The sequence below is a fragment of the Microvirga tunisiensis genome (genome assembly GCF_009296175.1).
Lineage (GTDB): Bacteria > Pseudomonadota > Alphaproteobacteria > Rhizobiales > Beijerinckiaceae > Microvirga > Microvirga tunisiensis.
Map to the genome: position 1 here is coordinate 1 of NZ_VOSK01000532.1, position 3,117 is coordinate 3,117.

Here is a 3,117-nt window from a genome sequence, read left to right on the forward strand (position 1 = left end):
CGACGACGCCGACCCGTATCGACAATCTCAACTCGATCCATAGCCGCACTGTCCTTTTTGACGTCAATAAGGACAGTCAGTGCCAAATCCGACAATTCCTACAAGGCGGCCCACCTCGGATGCGTACGGTGGGTCTGACCAGGAAGGGGCTGCAATAAGCTGGTATCGGGCAACCACCAGCCGCCGAGTAAATCGGCCACGTGGCTACTGCGGAGAGTAATGACTCAGGCAGAGTTTACACTCGTTTCTTCTCTTGTTCTGGATGCTCTGTTCGAGTGTTCAGATAGGGGAGGAAAGAGATTCGATCTTGGCAGATAAGCATCGAATGATTTGAACAAAGCGAAGAAGTCGCTGATAGCCTGAAGTGCTCTCGATCACGAGCCATAAGCGAGTTATCGAGAGCAACGGAAGGTCATCAGCAGGGGCAGGACGGCGACAGCGGTCCTGCCCCTCCCAGAGTATGGTTCGCACTTCACGTAACCGCTCAGTGGGACCTTGAATATGGGGGTATGGATGAGATCGTGACGATTGCTGCCGATTTCGGGTGGGAGATCTTCGGTCCGCCGAACTGAACACACTCGAACAGTGTTCGGCGATGACCGCGCTTCGGAATCGAGCCCATCGGAATGGGTCAAAAGGTGACGACGGACCCTTATTCGAAGTTGCTCAAGAAAGTTGGGATGGCTAGTGAGCCGTACGGCGACTGGGAAGACGAGGACGACGAGCCTTGAGGTTTATGTCGCATAACCGGCTCGTACTCAGCGGGTGCACTTAGCTAAACGCTTCTCCATATAAATGCGAGAGTACCCATTCTCCTCACCGCTATGGGTTTCGACGTAGCCAAGCCCTTCGTAGAATGTGAGGTTCTCGGTCATGGCAATGTTCGTGTAGAGCCGGATCGTCCCAAATCCCTGGCGACGTGCCTCCTCTTCCGCAAAGGCAATTAGCCGCCTTCCATAGCCCTTTCCCTGCGCATTGGGGCTCACCGCAACATTATCGAGAAGCATTGTCCCGGTCTCGGGAATGAGCACAACGAGACCGGCTATGCCGCCCTCGTCATCAAGAACATACACATGTCCCTGCTGGATAAGAGCCTCATAGTCGTCCATCATCGGCCCTGGCTCTCTTGCGATACGGTCGATGTAGACGCTGTAGGCGGTTTGGACGACGGCCTCGACAGCCTCACGGTCAGCAGACACGGCAGGGCGGATCGCGTGCATTAGTTTCACTCGCTTGCCGATGGTCGGCCTACCGTCACATCTAGAGCATCGGACGCGAAGTCAGATCCAGTGAGTTCTGCATTCCCGCAATCTTGGAGCCAATCTCGAAGCCGCTGGCAGTGCGTCCACTTAACGGTCCGACGCTCTAGGTCTGATCAGGCGACTGGTGCCTCCTCAAACCGTTTCATATCGAACAAGGAGAGATCGAGTTGGCTGCTTCCTTCGGTGGCGAGATCTGCCAGTGCTTCCCCGACCACGCTGGCGAACTTGAACCCATGCCCAGAGCAGGGTGATGCGACTACGACCTCCGGTGTTCCTGGAAGGGTGTCGATCACGAAGTGCTCGTCCGGAGTGTTAGTGAACAGGCAGGCTGCGAGCCGCAAGGTTGGACCATCGGCATCTGGGAACATGTGCCGGATGCCTTTGCGGAGGGCCTCTTCGTCGGCGGGCGTCGGCTCACGGGAGAGTTCGTCCGCATGACCGGTCTCATGAAAATGGTGATAGAGCCCTATCTTGAAACCAGGAATGCCCCACATCGGAAATTGGTAGAAGTGGCCGACTTCGCTCAGGATGTTCGAGACCGGGAAAACCTCTGGCCTGAAGAGGTCAGGATTCTGCGGCAGGAATCACCCCAGGACCTGCCTTTCCGGCACTGCTTTCGTCTTAAGGGCAGGTATGAGATCGGAAACCCATCCTCCTGTTGAAACCACAACCTTCCCGGCCTCATATCGGCCCTGATCCGTTACGACCACCACCCGCCCGTTGGCAGGCTCAATAGCGAGCACCTTTTCACGCCCGTGGATCTCGGCTCCGGCAGATACGGCGAGGGTGGCGTGCGCGAGGATGGCACGTTCCGATGCTACAAATCCTGCATCCGGCTGATACACAACAGCATACTTGTTAGGGAGCTTGTAGCCGGGGAACCGCTGTTGGGTCTCCTGAGCCGTTAGTACTTCATGAGGCAGGTCGTGCTCCCGGCATGCGGTCAACGCACCCTGAACGATTCGGCTGTCTTCCGCGCCTGCATCAATCCCGCCTGTGACGAAAAGCAGTTGCTCTTTGGTAAGCTGCTCAGCTTCCCGCCATAGCTCGTAGGCACGACGAAGGAGGGGCACATAATTGGGATGCTCGAAATAGGCGAGGCGGATGATCCGATTCACCCCATGCGACGAGCCCAGGCTGTGGCCGAGATCAAATCGTTCGATGCCGAGTACCTTCTGGCCACGACGAGCCAGTTGCCAGAGGGTAGCAGAACCCATGCCACCGACGCCGATCACGATGGTGTCGAACGATCTCATGCCAGGATACCTCACGGACCGGATGTATTTGGTGGAATAAGCTTATCCTTTTGGGATCGCAGCGCAACGGTCCTGCACCTTGAGGCAGTGCGCGAGGGTCATAGCCAGCACCTGACGTTTTCTGACCTTGCAAAACACCAAAATCAGCTTCCCTCGGTTTATGATAGAGCGCATGGCTCCGCATGCGCCGACCACCGATACTATGTTCGCGGCATATCTCCGCTGTGAGACGAAGGCATTCCTGCTGCTTGATGCGGCTGCGCCCACTGATCCTGAAATCGAAAGTTGGCAACAACGTATCGCAAATTCGTACATGTCTGGATGCGAGACCTCCTTGGCATGAGCGATGACCTGGAGGGCTGGCGGCAACGCGTCTGCATCGGGTGGCTTGTAGCGGCGGTTGGCGAGCTTCGGCTCGGCAGCCAGGCGGCTTCGCACAACCTCATCCGGGGATCGCCCCTTGAGCACGCGTTGACGTCTTCTGTTATAGGCCTGATTGAAGCCCTTGAGCAGCGTCTCGAGGTCCCGATGGCTGTAGATGGTGATGCCCAGCACCTCGCGCTGCACCCGCCCGTTGAAGCGCTCCACGAGACCATTGG

Annotated in this window: 1 protein-coding gene and 2 pseudogenes; all 3 read right to left on the bottom strand. The window is 57.0% G+C overall.

Going from position 1 to position 3,117, the window contains the following annotated elements; translation table 11 throughout:
• Positions 1-758: 758 nt before the first annotated feature.
• A complete protein-coding gene (locus FS320_RS40735) occupies positions 759-1,220 on the bottom strand; it encodes a GNAT family N-acetyltransferase (protein ID WP_152718221.1) in 462 nt (153 codons plus the stop codon).
• A gap of 155 nt (positions 1,221-1,375) precedes the next feature.
• Positions 1,376-2,518, bottom strand: a pseudogene (gene solA / locus FS320_RS40740) (N-methyl-L-tryptophan oxidase).
• Positions 2,519-2,833: 315 nt separating this feature from the next.
• A pseudogene (locus FS320_RS46655) lies at positions 2,834-3,117 on the bottom strand (integrase core domain-containing protein); the annotation flags it as partial.

What these genes read in the sequence shown, in the direction of transcription:
- FS320_RS40735 (WP_152718221.1), bottom strand. Translation starts at nt 1,220, where the DNA reads ATGCACGCGATCCGCCCTGCCGTGTCTGCTGACCGTGAGGCTGTCGAG.